The sequence below is a fragment of the Saccharothrix xinjiangensis genome (assembly GCF_039527585.1).
Classification (GTDB): domain Bacteria; phylum Actinomycetota; class Actinomycetes; order Mycobacteriales; family Pseudonocardiaceae; genus Actinosynnema; species Actinosynnema xinjiangensis.
In genome coordinates, this window is sequence record NZ_BAAAKE010000002.1 from 374668 (window position 1) to 395068 (window position 20401).

At 73.3% G+C, this 20401-nt stretch carries 15 protein-coding genes; 6 read left to right on the top strand and 9 right to left on the bottom strand.

From position 1 onward, the window contains the following. Positions 1–158 precede the first annotated feature (158 nt). The 5 genes from ABD223_RS07075 to ABD223_RS07095 all read left to right on the top strand — a co-directional run bounded on the left by ABD223_RS07075 (position 159) and on the right by ABD223_RS07095 (position 10246). Entirely contained in the window at positions 159–1133 is a 975-nt protein-coding gene (locus ABD223_RS07075; protein ID WP_380645681.1) for a serine protein kinase RIO, read from the top strand. Positions 1134–1682: 549 nt separating this feature from the next. Further along, positions 1683–3155 (top strand): DEAD/DEAH box helicase, encoded by a 1473-nt coding sequence (locus ABD223_RS07080; protein WP_344035103.1) that lies wholly within the window; start codon positions 1683–1685, stop codon positions 3153–3155. A gap of 285 nt (positions 3156–3440) precedes the next feature. After that, entirely contained in the window at positions 3441–5066 is a 1626-nt protein-coding gene (locus ABD223_RS07085) for an ABC-F family ATP-binding cassette domain-containing protein (protein ID WP_344035104.1), read from the top strand. A gap of 75 nt (positions 5067–5141) precedes the next feature. Then, positions 5142–5627, top strand: a complete 486-nt coding sequence (locus ABD223_RS07090) for a TIR domain-containing protein (RefSeq protein ID WP_344035105.1) — start codon at positions 5142–5144, stop codon at positions 5625–5627. Further along, entirely contained in the window at positions 5624–10246 is a 4623-nt protein-coding gene (locus ABD223_RS07095; protein ID WP_344035107.1) for a WD40 domain-containing protein, read from the top strand. Before ABD223_RS07090 ends, ABD223_RS07095 begins: the two co-directional genes overlap by 4 nt. 4 nt (positions 10247–10250) lie before the next feature. Here the strand turns inward: ABD223_RS07095 and ABD223_RS07100 are convergent, their stop codons facing one another. Continuing rightward, positions 10251–11108, bottom strand: a complete 858-nt coding sequence (locus ABD223_RS07100; RefSeq protein WP_344035108.1) for an ArsR/SmtB family transcription factor — start codon at positions 11106–11108, stop codon at positions 10251–10253. A gap of 229 nt (positions 11109–11337) precedes the next feature. Here ABD223_RS07100 and ABD223_RS07105 point away from each other — a divergent pair, with 229 nt between their 5' ends. Continuing rightward, positions 11338–12282: a hypothetical protein gene (locus tag ABD223_RS07105; protein WP_344035109.1), complete on the top strand. Its 945-nt coding sequence runs from the start codon at positions 11338–11340 to the stop codon at positions 12280–12282. On the opposite strand, the gene cobA is transcribed toward ABD223_RS07105, so the two are convergent. From cobA to cobO, 8 genes are all read right to left on the bottom strand, one after another. Continuing rightward, on the bottom strand, positions 12227–13444 hold the full coding sequence (cobA, locus tag ABD223_RS07110; protein WP_344035110.1) for a uroporphyrinogen-III C-methyltransferase: 1218 nt from the start codon (positions 13442–13444) through the stop codon (positions 12227–12229). The genes ABD223_RS07105 and cobA overlap by 56 nt on opposite strands. A gap of 51 nt (positions 13445–13495) precedes the next feature. After that, a complete protein-coding gene (locus ABD223_RS07115; RefSeq protein WP_344035111.1) occupies positions 13496–13831 on the bottom strand; it encodes a hypothetical protein in 336 nt (111 codons plus the stop codon). A gap of 129 nt (positions 13832–13960) precedes the next feature. After that, complete coding sequence (locus ABD223_RS07120; protein WP_344035112.1) at positions 13961–14746, bottom strand: S1 family peptidase; 786 nt, start codon at positions 14744–14746, stop codon at positions 13961–13963. A gap of 102 nt (positions 14747–14848) precedes the next feature. Next, a complete protein-coding gene (locus ABD223_RS07125; RefSeq protein WP_344035113.1) occupies positions 14849–16108 on the bottom strand; it encodes a cobalamin biosynthesis protein in 1260 nt (419 codons plus the stop codon). After that, a complete protein-coding gene (locus ABD223_RS07130) occupies positions 16105–16947 on the bottom strand; it encodes a bifunctional cobalt-precorrin-7 (C(5))-methyltransferase/cobalt-precorrin-6B (C(15))-methyltransferase (protein WP_344035114.1) in 843 nt (280 codons plus the stop codon). Before ABD223_RS07130 ends, ABD223_RS07125 begins: the two co-directional genes overlap by 4 nt. Position 16948: 1 nt before the next feature. Next, on the bottom strand, positions 16949–18160 hold the full coding sequence (locus ABD223_RS07135) for a cobalt-precorrin-4/precorrin-4 C(11)-methyltransferase (RefSeq protein WP_344035116.1): 1212 nt from the start codon (positions 18158–18160) through the stop codon (positions 16949–16951). A gap of 64 nt (positions 18161–18224) precedes the next feature. Next, positions 18225–19790, bottom strand: a complete 1566-nt coding sequence (locus ABD223_RS07140) for a cobyrinic acid a,c-diamide synthase CobB (RefSeq protein WP_344035117.1) — start codon at positions 19788–19790, stop codon at positions 18225–18227. After that, positions 19787–20401: a cob(I)yrinic acid a,c-diamide adenosyltransferase gene (cobO, locus tag ABD223_RS07145; RefSeq protein ID WP_344035118.1), complete on the bottom strand. Its 615-nt coding sequence runs from the start codon at positions 20399–20401 to the stop codon at positions 19787–19789. The genes ABD223_RS07140 and cobO overlap by 4 nt, the downstream gene beginning before the upstream one ends.

Sequence of the window (20401 nt, forward strand, 5' to 3'; positions counted from 1 at the left end):
CCGGTGGTGGAGACCACGGCGGACCCGAGGAGGTGCCAGATGGCCATTGCCGTCCGGGACGTGGCACCGACCCGTCCGCTCGCCCCGCTCGCCTGACGCGACCGGCAACGCCGCGCGCCGGGTGGGGCGATCACCCCCTTCACCTGGAGCGATCACCAGTGCGCGAGCACGATGAGCACACCGATTTCGACACCGGCTTCGACCACGCCGACGACCTGCGCCGGCGGACCAAGAAGGCCGGGCGGGAAGCCCGCCGGGACGACGACGTCGCGCCGGCCCGCCGCGGCCGGCTCACCGAGGAGGCCAAGGACCGCCTCGCCCGGGTGCGGGAGGACGCGCGGACCGCGGACGTCCCGCCCGAGGGCGACCGGTGGTCCACCTGGGGCGACGCCGAGCAGGGGCCCGAACCGCACCCGTCGTGGCTGGTCACCGACCTGTCCGCGGTGGACCGCGAGCTGGGCGTGCTCAAGACCGGCAAGGAGGCGGACGTCTTCCTGCTGGAGCGCGCCACGCCCGGCTCCGACCGGTCCTGCCTGCTGGCCGCCAAGCGGTACCGCAGCAACGACCACCGGATGTTCCACCGCGACGCGGGTTACCTGGAGGGGCGCCGGATGCGGCGCTCGCGCGAGATGCGCGCGATGGCCAACCGCAGCGCGTTCGGCCGCAACCTCATCGCCGAGCGGTGGGCGGTGGCCGAGTTCTCCGCGCTGACCCGGCTGTGGCAGCTGGGCGCGCCGGTGCCCTACCCGGTGCAGCGGGACGGCACCGAACTGCTGCTGGAGTTCGTCGGCGCGGACGGCGAGGCCGCGCCGCGGCTCGCGCAGCTGCGGCCGGAACCGGACGAGCTGCTCGACCTGTGGCGGCAGCTCGTGGACGTGCTGGGCGTGATGGCCTCGGCGGGCCTGGCGCACGGCGACCTGTCCGCGTTCAACCTCATGGTCGACGACGGGCGGCTGGTCGTGATCGACCTGCCGCAGGTGGTCGACCTGGTGGCCAACCCGCACGGCCCGGAGTTCCTGGAGCGCGACGTGCGCAACATCACCGGGTGGTTCGCCGGGCGCGGGCTGCCGCCGGAGCTGGCCGAACCGCGCGAGGTCACCGACGAGCTGCTCGACCTGGCGGGTCTGCGCTGACCAGCGGCCGCACCACCTCCTCGACGGGCGCGTGCCGCTCGTCGAGGAGGCCTCCGGGTCCGCGCGCGCGACCCCGGACAACCCGCCGACCAGGGCGTCCGCCGGTCGGAGCGGGTCCTCGCGGGTCCCACCCGCACCTGGCCGGGTTGCGCCGGCAGGGAGTGGGCCCGCTCACCCCGACCCTCGTGGTCGGCGTGGCGCCCGTTCAACCGGTGGGCACTTCGTCAACTCGACCGGGCGGGCATCCGGGTGAAGGCGTCGCCACGTGCGCTCATCCGGTTCCCCGCGGTCGTCGGCGGCGCCTGCGCGACAGCCCGTTTCCTCGCCCGTTCGGGCCGCCGGCCGAGCGAGTTGCGCCGGCACCCCGGGTGATCAGCTACACTGGGTAGCGCACCGCCCGGTGGCGCCACGAAGCGCCCCAGGCCGCCAGAGTGGCCGGTGGTGCTCCCAACCACTATCGGCGCGACCGCGCGCCGGGCCCGTCCCGCGATCGCGCCTGCTGACATGCAGAGCAATCCGCCGAGACGTGCCGTGTCCCGGAGGTTTGTTTTGCCGCATACGTCCCAAGGCCGTTCCGAGCGCCCGCAGTACCGCAGTTCCCGCAGCAGGCGCCCTGGCCAGGGCAACCGTCGTCCGGCCCCCGTCGCGGAGCTGACGACCACCGTTCCAGAACACGTCGAGAGCACCCTCCCCGAGGGCCCGCTGCCCTCCTTCGCCGAACTGGGCCTGGCCGACGAGCTGCTGCGCGCCCTGGTCCAGGCGGGCATCACCGACCCGTTCCCCATCCAGGCCGCCACGCTGCCGGACGCCCTGTCCGGCCGCGACCTCCTGGGCCGCGGCCAGACCGGCTCGGGCAAGACGCTCGCGTTCGGCCTGGCGCTGCTGTCCCGCCTGGCCGGTGGCCGGGCCAAGCCGCTCAAGCCGCGCGCGCTGGTGCTCGTGCCGACGCGTGAGCTGGCCATGCAGGTCGAGGAGGCCCTGTCGCCGTTCGCGCGTTCCCTGGGCCTCTGGTGCCGCACGGTCGTCGGCGGCACGTCGTTCCCCCGCCAGGTCGACGCGCTGCGCCGCGGCGTCGACCTGCTGATCGCCACGCCCGGCCGGCTGTCCGACCACGTGCGGCAGGGCACGGCCGACCTGTCCGAGGTCATGTTCACCGCGCTGGACGAGGCCGACCAGATGGCCGACATGGGCTTCATGCCGCAGGTGCGCGCCATCCTCGACCTGACCCCGCAGGACGGCCAGCGGCTGCTGTTCTCCGCGACGCTGGACGGCGACGTGGACAAGCTGGTCCGCCAGTACCTGCACGACCCGGTGGTCCACTCGGTCGCGCCGCCCACCGGCAGCGTCACCACCATGGAGCACCACCTGCTGTTCGTGTCCGCCGAGGACAAGCAGTCGGTGGTGACCGAGGTCGCCGCCCGCGAGGGCCGCACGATCATGTTCGTGCGCACCAAGCACCACGTCGACCGGCTGGCCAAGAAGCTGCGGTCGGTCGGCGTGCAGGCGGGCGCGCTGCACGGCGGCAAGGCGCAGAGCGCGCGCACGCGGGTGCTGGGCCAGTTCCGCGAGGGCGCCACACCGGTGCTGATCGCCACGGACGTCGCCGCGCGCGGCATCCACGTGGACGACGTGAGCCTGGTCGTGCACGTGGACCCGCCCGCCGACCCGAAGGACTACCTGCACCGGGCGGGCCGCACCGCCCGCGCCGGCCAGTCGGGCACCGTGGTCACCCTGGTGACGCACGACCAGCGGCGCGCCGTCCAGGGCCTGACCGCCCGCGCCGGCATCCGGCCCGCGTCGACCAAGGTGCGCCCCGGTGACGAGGACCTGATCCGGATCACGGGCGCCCGGGTGCCCAGCGGCGTGCCCGTGGCCGAGCCCGAGGTCATGCCGGTCCGGGGTCGCCGCACCGGTGGCGGCGGCGTCGGCGGCGTCGGTGGTCCGCGCCGCGGCGGCTTCCGCGCCGGTCGCTCCGACCGGGACCGCTCGGCCGGTCGCCCGCGTCGGGTGGCGCAGCACTGACGATTTACACGAACGAGTGAGTCGGCCGGCTCTCACCGCGAGGTGGGGGCCGGCCGTTCGCTGTGCCGGTGTCGTGGCGTCGGGCGCTGCTAAGCTCGGCAGCCCCACGAGTTCTTCAGGGAGTTCGCGCTTTGCTGGTGGCTGAGGACGACGTCTCCGGGTGATACCCGGAACCACGACCGGCGGTGCCCGCGTCACGCGGTGGCGCCGCTACCGGTCGTGCTCCCGTCGTCCACCCTTCCACCGACGGGCGGCCGCCCGTACCGCGCACGAGGGCTCCCACACGTGTCCAAGAACTCCATCACCGCCACCACCCTGTCCTTCTCCTGGCCCGACGGCACACCCGTCTTCCAGGACCTGTCCTTCACCGCCGGTCCCGGCCGCACCGGGCTGGTCGCGCCCAACGGGGCGGGCAAGAGCACGCTGCTCAAGCTCGTCGCGGGCGAGCTGACGCCCACCGCGGGCGCCGTCGTGGTCGACGGCGTGCTCGGCTACCTGCCGCAGTCGCTGCCGCTCACCGCCGACCTGACCGCGGCGGACGTGCTGGGCATCGCCCCGGCCATCCGCGCGCTGGCCGCGATCGAGTCCGGCGACGCGAGCGAGGAGCACTTCGCCGCGGTCGGCAACGACTGGGACGTCGAGGAGCGGGCCCGCGCCGAACTGGACCGGCTCGGCCTGGGCGACGTCGCGCTGGACCGGCGCCTCGGCACGCTCAGCGGCGGCCAGGTCGTCTCCCTGGGGCTGGCCGCCCAGCTGCTGAGGCGGCCGGACGTGCTGCTGCTCGACGAGCCGACCAACAACCTCGACCGCGAGGCGCGCCGGCGGCTGGAGGCCGTGGTGGGCGACTGGCGCGGCTGCCTGCTGCTGGTCAGCCACGACCGGTCGCTGCTCGACCGCGTCGACCGCGTCGCCGAGCTGAGCCCCGGGCAGCTCCGCCTGCACGGCGGCAACTTCTCCTCCTACGAGGCCGCCAGGCAGGCTTCGCGCGAGGTCGCGGAGAAGAACCTCCGCAACGCCGAGCAGGAGCTGAAGCGGGAGAAGCGCGAGATGCAGCAGGCCCGGGAACGGGCCGCCCGCCGCGCGAGCAGCGGCGCGCGCGGCGGCGCCGACATCCCGCGCATCGCGCAGGGCAACCTGAAGCGGTGGGCGCAGGCGTCCGCGGGCCGGGCCGAGGACGTGCACGCCCAGCGGGTGGACGCCGCCAAGAGCCGGTTCGACGAGGCCGACCGCGCCACGCGCGAGGACCCCGTGATCGCGCTGTCCCTGCCCGGCACCGAGGTGCCCGCGGGCCGCACGGTGTTCCACGGCCAGCGGCTGCGCGTCGCCCACGGCGGGCGCGAGGTGTTCGCGGGCACCGGCGTCGACCTGGTCGTCCGCGGCCCGGAGCGGATCGCGCTCACCGGACCCAACGGCGCGGGCAAGAGCACGCTGCTGCGACTGGTCGCCGGCCTGCGGGAACCGGACAGCGGCGTGATGATCCGGGCCGAGGGCCGGGTGGCGTACCTGTCGCAGCGGCTGGACCTGCTCGACCTCGACCGCGGCACCGCCGAGAACCTGAGGACGTCCGCGCCGGGGCTGTCGGACTCGGAGGTCATGCACCTGCTGGCGCGGTTCCTGTTCCGGGGCGACCGCGCGCACCTCCCGGTCGGCGTGCTGTCGGGCGGCGAGCGGCTGCGGGCGACGCTGCTGTGCGTGCTGTGCGCCGAACCCGCGCCGCAGCTGCTGTTGCTGGACGAGCCGACCAACAACCTGGACCTGGTCAGCGTCGAGCAGCTGACCGGCGCGCTCAACGCTTATCGGGGCGCGTTCGTGGTGGTCAGCCATGATGACCGGTTCCTGGCCGAGATCGGCGTGCGGCGGTGGCTGCGGCTGGAGGGCGGGGAACTGGCCGAGGCCGGGCCGCCCGCTTAAGTGCGGTTTCTCCTGGGACCAGCGCTGTTAGGGTCACGCGATCCGGGGTTCGATCCGGGGTTGTCAGGAGCTGTTGTGGTCGACCGCATCCGGATCTTCCTGAGCTGGTGCCACCGGGACGCCGTGCTCAAGACCGCGCTGCTGGAGGAGCTCCTCCCTGCCCTGCGCTTCACCGACCTTACGGTCGAGTGGTGGGAAGACAGCCACCTGACGTGCGGGGAGGAGTTCCTCCCGAGCATCCTGGACCGGCTCGACCAGGCGGACTTCGGGCTGCTCCTGCTGAGCCCGAAGTACTTCGCCAGCAGCTTCATCCGCGAGCGCGAGCTGCCGCGGTTCGTGGGACCGGGCGCCGACGGAGGCGCCTTGCCGGTGGCGCTCAGCCCCCTGCCCGCGTTCAGCCCGGAACACGACCTCGGAGGCGTCGAGCGGACCCTGGTCTTCACCAGGGAGGGACGAAGCTTCGCGGACCTGTCCGGCGCGCGCCGGACCAGGTTCGCGAACGACCTCGCTGCCTCTATCCGCCGGCGTGCTCTTTCCTCGAACGGTTACCGGGAGCTGTGACCACCCTCCTGCGCCTGGACGAAATCACCGATCGCATCGAGGCCCTGCGGTCGAGGTTGACCACGATGCAGATCGCCCGTCTGACGACCATCCGCGACCTCGTCGGCGGGGACGGGCGCTTCCTGCTGCGCGCGGCGCTGGAGGCGGGGGAGTTCCCGGAAGGGGATTCCCGCGCACAGGACGCATTTCAGGACTTCCGGCGCCGCGTGAACAACGCGGCCGATGAAGCAGGCGTCGACCTGCGGTTGGAGCTCGAATCGCGCAAGACCCCGCCCGACCGGCGGTACGGGTGGTTCAGCGGCGGCGACCTCGTCGAGAAAAGCATCGTCGCCTTCACGGGGGAAGCCGCCGAGCGGACCGGGGGTGAGCGACCGGTGCCCCCGGAAGTCGCGGAACTGGGCGATTCCCGCCGTACCCGTGTGTACGTCAGCTTCCACCCCACCACGGGTGCTGCCGCGCGAGGCGCAGAGAAGCTCCTGGAGCAGCTCCGCAACCTGCTCGGGGCAGATCCGGAACGGCGGTGGGAGGTCCAGGACCCGCGGTCGGTCGGTCTGGGTGAGGACGTCGGGCAAACGCGCGATCGGTTGGCGTCGGAAGCCGACGTCCGCGTGGTGCTGGTGAGCCCCGCGTACCTGGCGAACCCGGAAGAACGCAGGCGGGCGCTCGAACGGCCAGGCAGGATCGTGGCCTTCGCCTTCAGTTCGTTGCCGGATGGCCCGGTCTACCTGGGCCCATTGCAGCGGCACGACGTGCAGCGTGCGGACGAACCGTGGGATGGGCTGGTGAACACCTCGCGCCGCAGCAGCTACGTCAAGCACGTGGTGAACGAAATCCGACGTGCCCTGTCCGGGCCGTCCGCCCCGGTCGACGAACGACTCGGAGACGACGACTCGATCTTGACCTGGGTGAACAAGGTCATCCGCAGCCAACGGCGCGACGACAGCCCACACCTGGTCCCGGCGAACCTGGCGGAGACATCTCTGCAGGAGTCGCAGTTGGGCAACACCGATTTCGCCGTCAGCCCACCCCTGCGAGCAGTCGATCGGCTCGTCGCCTGGGCCACGGACAGCGCGCCGGGGGCATCCCGGCTCTGCGCGCTGCTCGGTGATGTCGGCATGGGCAAGACCACCACCGCAAAGCTCTTCACCAAGCAGTTGTTGAAGCTCCACAAGAAGGACCCCTCAGTGCCGCTGCCGGTCCACTTCGACCTTCGTGACGTGCGCGTCGCCGCGCTCGACACGTCGATGACCCTGGACCAGATCCTGGACAGCATGCTGGACGCGACCCGTCCAGCGGGCGTCGCTCCCGAACGCTTGAACGCCGACATCGTGCGAAAGCGGTTCGAAAAGGGGAACGTCGTGGTCGTGTTCGATGGCCTCGACGAGGTGCTCGTCCACTTGGGCTCGCACGATCAGCAACTTTTCACCCGCCAGTTGTGGCGTGCGATGACCGACCGCTCGGCGGCGCGGATGCTGCTCACTTGCCGTACGCAGTACTTCCGCACCATCCGCGACGAAGTGGCCTACTTCACCGGTGAAACCCGGCAAGGCCTGCGCGGCAGCGATTACCTGGCACTGCTCATGCTGCCGTTCCAGGATGAACAAGTGCGGGAGTACCTGGCCGCCAACCTCGGCCGCAGCGAGGAATGGGTCTCGGAATTCTTGCAGACCATCGCGGCGGTCCACGACCTGCCCGACCTCGCCCGCCGTCCGATCACCCTGCGCTTGATCGCCGACCAGGTGGAGTTCATCGAGAAGGCGAAACTTCAGGGCCTCGCACTGCGCTCGATCGACATCTACTCCGAGGTGGTCGAGCGTTGGATCTCCCGCGATTCCGGCAAGCACACGCTCATCCCCGACCACAAGCGCCTGCTCATGGAGGAGATCGCAGCAGCACTGTGGAGGTCGGGCCGAAACGCGTGGAGCCCTTCGGACGTCGACGACTGGCTCATCGACCTCCTCGACCAGAGGCCGGAACTGCGACGGCACTACCGCGAACACGTGCCCGACCTGTGGAAGGCGGACTTCCGCACCGCAACCTTCCTCAAGAGGGAGGGCGACACGTTCCGTTTCGCCCACCGCTCGCTCTTCGAGTACTTCCTTGCTCGCTACCTCTTCCGCACGCTCTCCGACGCGGGACTTCCCGCACGCGGGTACACCTCGATCGCGATCACCGTGCCGAGCCAAGAGACGCTCGATTTCTTCGGCCAATCCATAGACGCCGCACACGGTGACACGCGGTCCCGGACGCTGTCGGCCCTCCAGGAAATCGGGCACGAATACTTAGCCGAAGTATCCGAACTGGCCTTCGCGTACGCCCTGCACGCCAAGAACCACGGGTACCCGCACCAACCGCTGGCCAGGATCCAACTCCCAGGGGCGGAGCTGGCGGGGTGGCGGATCGAGGCGAACGAGAACGCGAAACTCCCGATGCAGCACGCGAACTTCACCGGTGCCGATCTCCGACTCGCCACCTTCCACAACGTCGACCTCTCCCACTCCATCTTCAGTGACGCCGACGCGAGCAACACAGAATTTCACGGATCGCGATTGAGCAACTCGCTGTGGATCGGCACCCGCGCCGCGGGGGCGGTACTCCGGCGATGCGACACTGACGACATCGACTTCACCCGGACGAAGGTCTACAGGACCAAACTGCTCGACTGCACGTCGTCGTCGGACACCGATCCCGGGTTGTTGATCGCACCGATGGCGGAAACCGAACCCCCGCCCGGTGCCCGCCTGAGCCACTTGATCGTCCACACCAACTGGGCACGCACGGTGGCCTGGTCACCCGACGGCACCCGCATCCTCACCGGCGGCAACGGCGTGAGGATCTGGGACGCCGCCACCGGCGAGATCATTCATCACGTAACCCACCACACCGACCCGGTCAACGCGGTCGCCTGGTCGCCCGACAGCACCCGCATCCTCACCGGCGGCAGCAAGAACGTGCGCGTCTGGAGCGCCGCCACGGGAGAAGACCTGCACCACCTCACCGTCCACGCCCGCGGGGTGCAGGCGGTGGCCTGGTCGCCCAACGGCATCCGCATCCTGACCGGTGGCAACGGCATCAACGTCTGGAACGCCATGACCGGCCACCTCGTCTACCAGAGGAGCAACCATACCGACCCGGTCACCGCAGTGGCCTGGTCCCCACACGGCACCCGCATGCTCACCGGCGGCAACGGTGCCCACATCTGGAACGCGACCACCGGCGAAGTGGTCCACCAACTGGCCGACCGCACCGACAGGGTGCACGCGGTGGCCTGGTCGCCCGACGGCACCCGCGTCCTCACCGGCGGCAGCAACGAGGCCAGGATCTGGAACGCCACCACCGGCGAACCCCTCCACCACCTCACCGGCGCAGCCAACGCCGTGGCCTGGTCCCCCGACAGCACCCGGATCCTCACCGGCGGCAGCAACGACGTCAGGATCTGGAACGCCACCACCGGCGAAATCGTCTTCCACCGTCTCACGGTCCACACCCACAAAGTGCACTCGGTGGCCTGGTCCCCCAACGGCGACCACATCCTCACCAGCGGCAACGACAACACCGTCCGCATCTGGGACACCACCACCGGAGAACAACTCCACTACCTCACCGGCCATACCCACCGAGTGCACTCGGTGGCCTGGTCCCCCAACGGCGACCACATCCTCACCAGCAGCGACGACAACACCGTCCGCATCTGGGACACCACCACCGGGATCACTCCTCGCATGACCAGCCGCACAGACCGGGTCAAGGCGGTGGCCTGGTCGCCCGACGGCACCCGCGTCCTCACCGGCGGCAGCAACGAGGCCAGGATCTGGAACGCCACCACCGGCGATGTGGTCCACCACCTCACCGGCGCAGCCAACGCCGTGGCCTGGTCCCCCGACAGCACCCGGATCCTCACCAGCAGCGACGACAACACCGTCCGCACCTGGGACACCACCACCGGCAGAGCCTTGCACCGCTTCACCGGGCACGCCGATTGGATCAACGCAATGACCTGGTCCCCCGACGGCACCCGGATCCTCACCAGCAGCGACGACACCACCCGCACCTGGGACGCCACCACCGGCGAAGTGGTCCACCAACTGTCCGGCCACACCGACAGGGTGCACGCGGTGGCCTGGTCCCCCGACGGCACCCGCGTCCTCACCGGCGGCAACGGCACCAGGATCTGGAACGCCACCACCGGCGAACCCCTCCACCACCTCACCGGTACGACCAACGCGGTGGCCTGGTCCCCCGACGGCACCCGCGTCCTCACCGGCGGCAACGGCACCAGGATCTGGAACGCCACCACCGGCGAACCCCTCCACCACCTCACCGGCCACACCGATTGGATCAACGCGGTGGCCTGGTCCCCCGACGGCACCCAGATCCTCACCGGCAGCGACGACAGCACCGTCCGCACCTGGGACGCCACCACCGGCCAAGCCACCGGTCTGGTGTTCGCCTTCTTCCCCGACGGCGAACTGGCCGTCTACAACACCTTGGAGAACCGCGTCCTCGGCTGCACCGGGAACGCCTGGCGCTGGCTCGGTTGGAACGTCGTCAAAGACGGCCGGGTGGACCTCCTCCCCGCGGAGACCTTCGGCAAACTTCCGCTGTTCACGGACCCCTGAGCCGTCATTCCAACAGCCTGTCGGCGCGGGTGGTGCGCATGTGCAGCACGTGTCTGCCTTCGCGTCGGGTGGTGACCAGGCGGGCTGCCCGCAGCACCGCGATGTGCTGCGACACCGCGCCCGCCGTCACGTCCAGCGCCGCTGCCAGGTCCGCTGTGCCGCGCGGCGCTTCCAGCAATGTCAGCAGCCGCGCCCTCGTGCGCCCGATCAACGCCGCCAGGTCGTCGTGCGGCGCGGTCCGGTCCTCCCACAGCGCGCCGATCCCGCGCGCCGGGTAGCGCAGCACGCCCTGCCCGACGGGGTCGATCGCGATCCACGCCTTCGGCCAGCAGAACACGCTGGGGCACAGCACCAAGCCGTGCTCGGCCAGGTCCACCCGGTGCTCGGGCTTGCGGTGCAGCACCAGCTCGCCGTCGGTCCACGTGACCTCCGGGTGCAGGTCCTTGAACACCGCCTCCACGCCCTTGTCCGCCAACGTCGCCGCGCGGGCGGCGATGTCGGCTTCGAGCACGGCGGTGATGCGCTTCCAGTGCGGCGCCACCAACACCTCGTGGCAGCGCCGGATGACCTCGGCCTCCGCAGCGGGCACCGCGCGCAGCTCCGTCTCCAGGTCGGGCATCCGGACGTCCGGCACGGGCATCAGCTCCGCCGGTTTCGCCGGGCCCTCCAGGCGGGTCAGGAGCACGTCCACACCCGGGATGCCCGCCGCCCGCTCCCCGGCCCACCGCACCCACGGCAGGTGCACGGCGTGCGCGCCGGGCGTGCGCAGGCCGTCCACCGCCATCACCGTCTCGAACACCGGCGAGTACGCGAACCGCACCCTGGCCAGACCGACCCCGGCCAGCCTCACCCACACCGCCACGCCGTGCAGACTAGAGCGGGCCGGTCTTCGCAGCCGACCCGCACGGCCTCCACAGCCGACCCCGAACGGCCCGCCGCAGCCGCCCCGGACGACCGCAGCCGACCAGCGCGACCGGCGACCCCGAACCCCCTCACCCGAATCGCGCGTCAGGCGGTGAGGCTGCCCCCACCCACGTCCGGCGTGCCCGCACCAGTGCCCCGGGGACCCCGCCTCGCCCACCCTGGTCCGGGTGACGAAGACGTGGCACCGGCCGACCCTGTGGGTGGCCGTGGTGATGGGGGTCGCGGCGGTCGCCTGCCTGGTGGCGCTGCTCGTGGACGGGCGGCAGCTCCAAGGCGCGCCGCTGTGGATGAAGCCGCTCAAGTTCGCGGTGGCGCTGGCGCTCTACTCGGCGACGCTGTCGTGGATGCTGTCGCTGCCGCACCGGGGTAAGCGGTGGACGACGCTGCTGGGCACCACCAGCGCGCTGATCCTGTTCGTGGACGTCGGCCTGGTCGGGCTCCAGGCGGTGCGCGGCACGTTCAGCCACTACAACCAGTCGGACGACCCGTTCAACCAGGTCGTGCAGCAGGCGTTCGCCACGACCATCCCGGTGATGTTCCTGGCGAACGTGGCGCTGGCGCTCGTGCTGTCGTTCCAGCGCTTCGCCTCGCCGGACGTCCGGTTGGCGGTGCGCTCCGGGCTGGGGCTGGCGGTCCTGGGCATGGCCGGCGGCTACCTGATGTCCTTCCAGGTCGACAAGCAGGTGACCACCACCGACGCCTCGGGGCGGGCGGTCGACCTCGTCGGCGGGCACAGCGTCGGCGTGCCGGACGGCGGGCCGTCGATGCCGGTGACCGGGTGGAGCACCACGGGCGGCGACCTGCGCATCCCGCACTTCGTCGGCATGCACGCCCTCCAGGTGGTGGTGCTGCTGGCGGCCGGTCTCGCGGTCCTCGGGCTGGCCGAGCGGGCGCGGACGCGGTTGGTCGGCGTGGTCGCGCTCGGCTGCGCCGGGCTGTTCGCCGTGGTGACGCAGCAGGCGCTGCGGGGCGAGCCCCTGGTCCACCCCGGCGGCCTCACGCTGGTCCTGCTCGCCGTCCTGGCCGCGCTCGTGGCCGCCGGGGTGGTGTGGGCGCTCAGGACCGGAACGGCAGTTCCCCGGCCAACCCGGCGACCGGTCCCACAACGATGATCGCGGGCGGGCGGACGCCGTTCGCCACGACGTCGTCGCCCAGGGAGTCCAATGTGGACGACAGCACCCGCTGCGCCCGGGTGCTGCCCTCCTGGATCACCGACACCGGCGTGTCGCCGGGGCGGCCCGCCCGCAGCGCCGCCGCGAACGCGCCCGCCCGCTCCACGCCCATCAGGATCACCACGGTGCCGTTGAGCCGGGCCAGGGCGTCCCAGTCCACCAGGGACCTCGGGTCGTCCGGGGCGACGTGGCCGGACACGACCACCACCTCGTGCGCCACGCCCCGGTGCGTCACCGGCACGTCGGCCAGCGCCGGCACGCCGAACGCGCTGGTCACGCCCGGCACGACGGTGACCGGCACGCCCGCCTCGGCGCACGCGATCAGCTCCTCGAACCCGCGCCCGAACACGTACGGGTCGCCGCCCTTGAGGCGCACCACGAACTTGCCCGCCTTGGCGTTGTCGACCAGCGTCGCGTTGATGAAGTCCTGCGTCGCGGCCCGGCCGTAGGGGATCTTGGCCGCGTCCACGACCTCCACGTGCGGCGGCAGCTCGTCCAGCAGCTCCCGGGGTCCCAGCCGGTCGGCCACCACCACGTCCGCCCGCGCCAGCAGCCGCCGCCCGCGCACGGTGATCAGGTCCGGGTCGCCCGGTCCGCCGCCGACCAGGGCCACGCCGGCCGGCTGGTCGTGGTGGTCGGCCAGGGAACCGTCGCGCAGCGCGGCGAGCAGCCCGTCCCGCACGCTCGCGGACCGGCGGTGCTGCCCGCCGGCCAGCACGCCCAGCAGCAGCCCGTCGTGCTCGCCGACCGCGGGCGTCACCGCGGTGCCCTTCACCGCCACGTCCGCGCGCACGCAGAACACCCGGCGCGCCTCCGCGTCGGCCGCGACGCGGGCGTTGACCGCGGGGTCCGAGGTGCAGGCCAGCACGTACCAGGCGTCGTCCAGGTCGCCGTCGGCGTACTCGCGGGCCTGCCAGGTGGCCTCGCCGCCGTCGACCACGCCCTGGACGGCCGGGGTGACCTCGGGGGAGACGACCTCGACCCGCGCGCCCGCCGCGACCAGCCTGGGCAGGCGGCGCTGGGCGACCGTGCCACCGCCGACGACGACGACCCGACGCCCGGTCAGGTCCAGGCCCACGAGGTAGTGCTGTTCACCGTGCATGGGTAGAAGGATCCACGTCAGACATGTGGTGTCCAACCAGCGTGCGTCACATCACGGTTCCCGGGGCTCGATCTCCGCGCCGACCGCCGGGGAGCCGGCCACGCAGGAGACGCCGACCGTGCCCCGCCCGCCGTTGACGGTGAGCCAGGCGCCGCGCGCGAAATCGCCGTCGTCGCAGGCCACGACCAGGCGGAAGACGCCGTGGCCGGAGCACCAGCCGGTGCCGGAGTCGCCGTGCACCGAGGTGCCGCAGGCGTGCAGGCCGGCCGCCGCGAACGCCGGGACGGCGGACAGCGCCAGGAGGACCGGCAGGAGCGGGATGAGCAGCAGGAGCGGGGCGACGAGCAGGAAGGGGGCGACGAGCAGCGGGGGGCGCACGGCGCCCATCGAACAAGAACGACGTGCCCACGACCGGGAGGCAACCCGGTCGTGGGCACGTCGCGGTGCCGCTACGGCTGCGGTGTCCCTACGGCCGTGGTGTCGCTACGGCCGCACGTCCCCACAGCCGCGGTGTCGCTACAGCTGCGCGCTGATCGTCGAGTAGTAGCTGGCGATGCGCGCGTACACGCCGGGGTAGCCGGCCAGGGCGCAGCCGCGACCGAACGAGGTCGCGCCGATGAGCTTGCCACCGGCCACCAGCGGGCCGCCCGAGTCGCCCTGGCAGGTGTCCACGCCGCCCTGGGTGAGACCGGCGCAGATCATCGCGGTGGCGCTGTAGTTGGAGTACGCCGAACGGCACGTGGCGTCCGACGTCAGCGGCACGGTCGCGCCGAGCAGGTAGCGCGAGGCGGAGCCGCCCGAGGACGTGGTGCCCCAGCCGAGGATGGTCGCGTTCGTGCCCGCCGCGTACAGGGCGGTGTCCGACGGGGTGGCCAGCGGCAGGTAGGGCGCGGGCAGGCTGGTGCCGAGGGTCAGCACCGCGACGTCGTAGCCGGAGCTGGCGGTGCGGTAGCTGGGGTGCACCCAGATCCGCGACACCGTGGCCACGGTGCCCGCCGTGCTCTGCTTGTCGTCCCGGCGGTGCACCACGCGGGTGCTGGACGCGGAGCGGCCGCTCACGCAGTGCGCGGCGGTGACGACCTTGGTGGCGCCCACCAGCGTGCCGCCGCAGAACTGGCCGCCGCTGCTGGTGGCCAGGTAGACGACCCACGGGTAGGAGCTGGTGGACACGCGGGAACCACCGACGATGAACGGGGAGACGTCGTCGGACGTGGACGCCCCGGCGGGCGCCGTGGTCATCAGACCCACCGCGGCCACGGCCGCGACCAACGACGTGATCAGGCGATGCAGGGTTTTCGCCATGTCGATCCTTCCGAGCAGGGGTGCGCCTGGTGCGGCGCACACCTCACAGCTAGGACCAAGACGCCGGACCGGACAACCACCTTTCGAAGGGGACCGGCGGCTTCACAGTTGACCCGTGACCCCTGTCACACGGACGACATCCGCCCGAACCGGGCCCGTCACGACCGGGCCCGCGCCCGCGTCGACGAACGCCACCGCCGCGCCCGCCTCGGCGAGCCGCACCGCGCCGTCCACCCGGACCCGCGTGCCGGGCCGCAGCAGGTGCCGCACCTGCGCCACGCACTCCTCGCTGCCCACCACCACCGAGGCCCGCCGCAGCTCGGCCTCCGCCCGGGGCGTGCGCTCGTCCGCGCCGCCCGGACCCAGGCCCACCAGCGCCAGCCTGCCGCGCGGCAGCACGCGCGCCGCGGCCACCGTGACCCCGGCGCCCTTGGCCTTCTCGGCGGCGATCTCCACGCGCCCGCCGCCGGACAGCTCCACCGCGCCGCGCAGCGCCGCCGCCTCGGCCACGCTCGGGATGCCGATGGCCAGCTCCGCCGGGTTCGGCACCGGGATGACCGCCAGCTCCTCGCCGGGGTAGGTCAGCAGGGGCGCGGTGGTCGAGTCGTGCCAGAAGCCCCAGTCCTCCAGGGCGTCCGCGATGCCCTGCTCGGCGACCTTCCGGTCGAGCGTGGCGAACGCCCGGATCGCGCGCAGGTCCAGGCCGCCCTCGTCCTGGAGCCGCGCCAGCGCCGCCGACACGGCCGACGCGGGCACCCCGGTGCTCGACCCGACGCCGACGACGAGGGTGCGCGGCACCACCCGCACCACCCGCTCCTTCGGCGGGCCCTTGGGCACCCGGTCGTCCACCAGCACGGTCCACGCCGCGTCGTGGCCGCTCGCGAGCACGTTGTCCGGCATGGCGGGCAGCGGGAAGCCGAGGGGGTTGGTCAGCAGCACCGGTTCGCCGCGCCGGATCGCCTCGCCGCACCCGGCGACGTCGCCCTCCACGGTGGCGTCGAGCAGCTCCACCAGCTCGTCCAGCGGCGAGTCCGCGGTCGCGGAGGTCACCACCGCCTGGAGGTCGAGCACGTCCGCGACCCGCTCGGCCAGCGCGTCCGCGCCGCCCAGCAGCGCCACGGCGAACCCGCCGTCCACGCACACCACGCCCGGGTCGGACCGCTCGTCGCGCACCAGCGGCGCGACCAGCCGCACGACGGCCCCGGTGCCGAGGAAGAACACCGCCGAGCCCAGGAGCGGCCACAGGCGGCGCACCGCGGGCCCGACCGGGCCGTCCGGCACCACCGCGTCGGGGCCGAGGAACCCGGCCAGCTCGACCGCGGCGCGGCGGCCCCTCTCACCGGAGGCGAAGACCCCGATCACGGCTCTTTCCTCCCGAACAGCACTGTCACCGGGTTGACAGCTGACAAAAGTTGTCCGGCCAACCTCGCCACCGAGAGCTGACTGCCCTCGACCTGGTAGCCGGCCTCGGTCAGCGCGTCGCGGGCGGCCACCACGCGGTCCAGGCGCGGCGTCGCCACCACGACCCGCCTGGCCCCCGAGCGCGCGACCCGCCGCACCACGTCCGCGCCACCGCCGCCGACGAACACCGCGTCCGGGGCCGGCAGCTCGCCCGCCTCCGCCAGCTCCGCCTCCACCACCCGCACGTCCACGCCGTGCGCGGAGGCGTTGGCGATGACCCGCACGCACTGCACCGGGTCCCGCTCCACCGCCACGACCGCCGCGCCGAGCCGGGCGCACTCCACGCCGACCGCGCCGGGTCCCGCGCCGACGTCCCACACCAGCACGCCGGGCCTCGGGGCGAGCCTGGCCAGCGCCAGGGCGCGCACCTCGGCGACGGCCACCATGCCGTGGCGGTGCGCGAAGTCGTCGTCGGGCAGCGCCCAGCCGCCGGTGGCGGGCGCGAAGTCCTGCTCCGCCAGGCACAGCACCGCGCCCGGCGACTCCCAGCGGCGCACCACCGCGTCCGCCGGGTCCACAGTGGACACACCGGCGGCCGAGGAGACCACCAGGGTGCGCCGCCACCCGGCCAGGCCGCGCCCCAGCGCCGCGGGGTCCGCGCCGGACACCACGACGGCGGACCGCGCCCGGCACACGTTCAGCGCGTGCCGCTCGCCGACCGCGGCGGCGTCGACGGCGGTCACGGCCTCCCAGGAGCGACCCGCCCCGGTCACGAACCGGTGCAGCGCGACGACGTCCACGTCAGTTGGCGCGCTTGTTCTTCTTGGCCCGCGAAGCGGTCGGCTTGCGCGGCGTCGTGCTGGCGCGGACCGTGGTCGGCTTGGGCCTCGCGGCGGCGGCGACCACCGGCTTCGACCTCGGCCCCGCGACCCCGGCGGCGTCCGCGCCGTCGACCGGGGCGGACGGACCCGCGGCCTCGACGGAGGCAGCCGGCTCCGAGGTGTCCGCGGACTCCTGGGTGCGGAAGGACTCTCGGGTGGTGTGGGAGGACTCCGGGGTATGAGAGGACTCCGGGGTGCGGGGAGGCTCCTGGGAGTCGGCGGGCTCCGGGGTGTCGCCCACCGGCGCCGGCTCGTCCTTCGCCTTGGCCGCGGCGCGCTTGCTGCGCGCGGTCTCCTGCCAGTCGTGCACCGCCGACCACGCGGCCACCGACGGCGACTCGCCCGCGGACCTGCCCGCGCGCGACGCCCACCTCGACGGTCGCGACCGGCGCACCGGCTCGCCGCCGTCGACCACCACCGCCACCGCCGACCGGCTGCGCGCCACGGGCGGCGCGAGCACCTCGCCGACCAGGAACAGCGTGGTGCGGTAGAGCTTGTGCTCCTTGACGCACGCCTCCAGCCCGCCGACCGTGGTCCGCACGACCGTCTCGTCCGGCAGGGACACCTTGTAGGCGACCACCACGGGCGTGTCGTCGGGGTAGCCGCCGGCGCGCAGCCGCTCGACCACCTGGCCCGCCCGCGCGCCGGACGCGGAGATCGCCATCGTGGTGCCGTGCACGGCGAACGCCTCGACGTGCTCGGCGGTCTCGGGACCGACCAGCACCAGCGACTGCGCCACGTCCGAAGTGGTCAGCTCGCGGCCGACCGACGCGGCCGCCGCCGAGACCTGGGACACGCCGGGGACCACCTCGGTGTCCAGGCCGAGCCGCCGGCAGACGTCCAGCTGCTCGTTGAGCCCGCCCCACACCGCCGGGTCGCCCGCGTGCAGGCGCACCACCCCGAGCTTGCCCGCCGCGGCGCGCCGGTACAGCTCGACGACCTCGGACTCGGGCACCCGGGAGAAGTCGACCAGCTCCGCGTCGGGGCGGGCGTGCTCGCGCACGCACTCGGCCTCCACCACGGCGGGCGCCCACACCACCACGTCCGCCTCGGCTATCCGCTTGGCGCCGCGCACGGTGATCAGATCGGCGGCGCCGGGACCGGCGCCCACGAAGGAGACCCGACCAGTCATCACCACTGCTCCCCATGACGCGTTCGGCTGGTGGGCAAGGACCGTACCGCGTTCGAGCGTTCCACTATCGAGTGGCCTCGGCCGCCACCGCGCCGACCGCGCAGGCCCGGACGAAGCGGGCGACGGCCTCCGGCGCGGACGCCGGGTGGGTGTGCAGGTACGACGCGTGCACGCCGCCGAGCACGAAACCCTCGGCCACCGGGCGCAGGTCGTGCCCGCGCCACCGCCACGCGGGTTTCGCGCCGTGCGGGACGCTCAGCGCGGTGCGGTGGAACTCGTGGCCGGTGACCCTGGCGCCCGGTCGGGCGAGCACCGACCCGTGCGGCGCGACCGCGTCCCGGTAGCCGAGGGTGAGCCGGGGCGTCATCGCGCCGTCCGCGTCGACCACGCCGCACATCGGCGCGCCGTCGAGGGACTTGGCCAGGTACAGCAGGCCGCCGCACTCGGCGTGCACGGGCGCGCCGGAGCGGGCCAGCCGGGTGACCTCGTCGCGGAGCCGCTCGTTGGCGCTCAGCTCGGCCGCGTGCTGCTCGGGGAACCCGCCGGGCAGCACGAGCCCCGCGACGCCCTCGGGCAGCGCCTCGTCGCGCAGCGGGTCGACCACGACCACCTCCGCGCCCGCCGCCTCCAGCAGCTCCACGTGCTCGGCGTAGCCGAAGGTGAACGCCGCGCCGCCCGCGACCGCGACCACGGGCGCGACCCCGACCACGACGCCGGCAGCACTCCCGACCGCGGCACCCGTGGCGGCACCTCCGGCGGCACCCCCGACCGGACCACCGCCGCCGGCTCCCCTGACCGCAGCACCGCCGGCACCACTCCCGGCAGCGTTCCCGACGGCACCACCCCCGGCGCCACTCCCAGCGGCATCCCCGGCAGCGCCCGCGACCGAACCCACGACCGCGGCGATCTCGGCCCGCGGGTCCCAGGCGGGCGCGGTCACCGGGGCCGCGCCCGCCGCCAGCGCGCGCACCCCGTCCAGGTCGACGTGCCGGGCGACGGAGTCGGCGATGGCCTCCACCGCCTCCACCGCCGCCGAACCGCGCTCGGCGGCGGTGACCAGACCGAGGTGGCGTGACGGCAGACGGAATCTGTCATCGCGAGGCAGGACTCCCAACACCTCCAGCCCGACCTCGGCGCAGGCCCCGCGCAGCACCTGCTCGTGCCGCGCGGAGCCGACCTGGTTGAGCACCACGCCGCCCAGCCGCACGGTCGGGTCGTAGCCGCGGAACCCGTGCAGCAGCGCGGCCAGGCTGCGGCTCTGGCCGCGGGCGTCGACCACGAACAGCACGGGCGCGGACAGCAGCTTGGCGACGTGCGCGGTGGAACCCAGGCCCTCGGTGTCCACCCGGCCGTCGAACAGGCCCATCACGCCCTCGACCACGGCGATGTCGCAGCCCCGCGCGCCGTGCGCGAACAGGGCGGGCACCCGGTGCTCGCCGACCATGACCGGGTCGAGGTTGCGGCCCGGCCTGCCGGTGGCCACCGCGTGGTAGCCGGGGTCGATGTAGTCCGGGCCGACCTTGAACGGGGCCACCCGGTCGCCCGCCCGGCGCAGCGCCGCCATCAGGCCGGTGGCCACGGTGGTCTTGCCGCTGCCGGAGGCGGGCGCGGCGACCACCAGCCGGTTCACCACTCGATCCCCTTCTGGCCCTTCTGCCCCGCGTCCATCGGGTGCTTGACCTTCGTCATCTCCACCACCAGGTCGGCGGCCGCCACGAGCTCGGCCGGCGCGTGCCTGCCGGTGATGACGACGTGCTGGTGACCGGGCCGGTCGCGGAGGGCCTCGACCACCTCGCCCACGTCCACCCAGCCCCAGTGCAGCGGGTAGGTGAACTCGTCGAGCACGTACAGCCCGTGCCGCTCGTCCCGGAGCCGGCGGGCGATCTCGCGCCAGCCCTCCCGCGCGGCGTCGGCGTGGTCCTCCTCGGTGCCCTGCTTGCGGGACCAGGACCAGCCCTCGCCCATCTTGTGCCACTCGACGGGGCCGCCCTCGCCGGTCTGCTCGTGCAGGCGGCCCAGCGCGCGGAACGCCGACTCCTCGCCGACCTTCCACTTGGCGGACTTCACGAACTGGAACACGCCGATGGACCACCCCTGGTTCCAGCCGCGCAGGGCGAGGCCGAAGGCGGCGGTGGACTTGCCCTTCATCTCGCCGGTGTGCAGGAAGACCAGGGGCCGGTTGCGGCGCTGCCGGGTGGTGAGCCCGTCGGCGGGCACGGCGGACGGTTGACCTTGGGGCAT